The sequence below is a fragment of the Variovorax sp. E3 genome (assembly GCF_016082275.1).
Taxonomy (GTDB): Bacteria; Pseudomonadota; Gammaproteobacteria; order Burkholderiales; family Burkholderiaceae_C; genus Variovorax.
Map to the genome: position 1 here is coordinate 1 of NZ_MOWM01000312.1, position 2282 is coordinate 2282.

Here is a 2282-nt window from a genome sequence, read left to right on the forward strand (position 1 = left end):
GCGCGCCCGAGCCGGCCAAGGCGGCGGCACCCGTCGTCACGGCGCAGGCCGCGCCGGCGGCCAGCACGGGCCCGGCGCCGGTCATCAACTTCGGCCCGATGAGCCTGGTCAACGGCAAGATCGACTTCACCGACCTGTTCGTCAAGCCCAACTACTCGGCCGACCTCAGCGAGCTGACCGGCAAGCTCAGCTCGTTCTCGTCCAACCCGCCGAAGGGCGAGGGCGGCCGTCCCGCGCTGGCCGACCTGGAGCTGCGCGGCAAGGCGCAGCAGACGGCCGCGCTGGAAATCACCGGCAAGCTCAACCCGCTGGTCAAGCCGATCGAGCTCGACATCACCGCCAAGATGCGCGACCTCGACCTGGCGCCGCTGTCGCCGTACTCGGTGCGCTACGCCGGTCACGGCATTGAGCGCGGCAAGATGAGCATGGACGTCAACTACAAGGTGGCGGCCGACGGACAGCTCACGGCCACCAACAAGCTGGTGCTCAACCAGCTGCAGTTCGGCGACGAAGTGGCGGGCGCGCCCGCGAGCCTGCCGGTGAAGCTGGCCGTGGCCCTGCTGGCCGATCGCAACGGCGTGATCGACGTCGACCTGCCGCTCAGCGGCTCGCTCAACGACCCGCAATTCAGCGTCGGCCCGCTGATCTGGAAGGCCGTGGTCAACCTGATCGTCAAGGCCGTGACCGCGCCGTTCAGCCTGCTGACCGGCGGTCTGGGCGGCGGCAGCGGCGAGTCGAGCGCCATCACCTTCGAGCCCGGCAGTTCGGAGCTGAGCGCGGCCTCCAAGGAGAGCCTGGACAAGGTCGTGAAGGCGCTGACCGACCGGCCCACGCTGCAGATGACAGTCATCGGCACCGCGAGCCTCGAAAAGGAACGCGACGCCTACCAGCGCCAGCGCCTGCGCCAGCTCACCCTGGCCGAGAAGCGCCGCGTCGCGGTGCGCGGCGGCCAGACCGGCACCGACGTGCCCCCCGTCACCGACGCCGAATACCTCGAGCTGCTGACGGCGGTGTACAAGCGCGCCGACATCACGAAGCCGCGCAACCTCGTCGGCCTCGCGAAAGACCTGCCGCTCAAGGAAATGGAAAACCTGCTGCTCGCCAGCGTGCCGGTCGACGAGGAGTCGATGCGGCAACTGGCCGTGGAGCGCGGCGCGGCCGTGCGCGACTACCTGCTCGCCAAGAAACTGACCAGCGACCGCCTGTTCCTGGGGGCCGTGCGCACCACCGCCAGCGGTGCCGACTGGAAGCCGGGCGCCGAACTCAGCCTGACCATGAAGTGACGCGGCCGATCGCTTCCAGGGACTTGGTTTTTTTCTTCAGCTTGCTATATATGTAGTCCGTTAACCTCCAGCCCCGCAACCCCGGGTTCGCCACGGTTCCAGCACGGAATTCGGCGGCCGACCGCAAGTGGGTGAAAATGTCGATGTGCGCCGGCCTTTGCCGGCGCCTTCGCTTTCTCTACTAAGACAACGATTTCGCGCAGTGACCTCTAATTCTTCCAAGCCACACGACATTCAGGCCCTCGACACGCTGACCGGCGGCGCCTTCACCGCGCCGACTTCCGGCGAGCGCGCCGCGCGCATCCGCGACTGGCTCGCTGGCAACCCCGCGCCCGAGCAGATGCAGGAAGTCTTCAAGGAGCTGAGCGGTCGCGACAAGGGCGCCGCGCGGCTGCTGCGCGAAAAGCTCGACGAGCTCAAGCGCGCCAAGGGCCAGGAAGCCATTGCCGCCGAGTGGGCGCAGAAGGCCGAGGCGCTGCTGGCGCAATCCAAGCTCAACATCGCCGACGCACTGGCATGGCAGCGCGACGCCGCCAAGGCCGGCGCGCCGCTGTCGCGTGAGCCGCTGGCCGGGCTGAAGCTCAAGCTGGCCGAGCGCGTCAAGGGCATCGAAGACCTGCAGCACCGCGCGCAGGTGCACCGCGAAGCCGCCGTCCTGCTGGCGCAGCGCTTTGAAGTGCTGTCCACCAAGGGCTGGCAGGACGCCCAGGCCGCCGAGGAATCGCTGCGCGCCGACGTGGCGCACTGGCAGCAGCAGGCCACCGAGATCACCGGTGACGCCAACTGGACCAGCCTGGACGCCAAGTTCGCGCCGCAGCTCGAATCGTCGAAGTCGCAACTGCTGGTGGTGTCCGACTCTTTCCACAGCGCGCTGGCCCTGGCGATTGCCGCCGCGGCCGATGCCGCCGCACCGCTGCCGCCCGTGCCCGTGTGGGCCGACGAACTGCGCGCAGCGCGCGGCGAAGTCGTGGCACCGAAGCCCGCCGCGCCCGCACGCCC

Annotated in this window: 1 protein-coding gene and 1 pseudogene; both read left to right on the top strand. The window is 69.0% G+C overall.

What is annotated here, in order from left to right:
* On the top strand, window positions 1–1283 hold a 1283-nt coding region (locus BMG07_RS40430; protein ID WP_198089180.1), incomplete at its 5' end, for a DUF748 domain-containing protein.
* A 202-nt stretch (window positions 1284–1485) separates the two neighbouring features.
* A pseudogene (locus tag BMG07_RS40435) lies at window positions 1486–2282 on the top strand (DUF349 domain-containing protein); the annotation flags it as partial.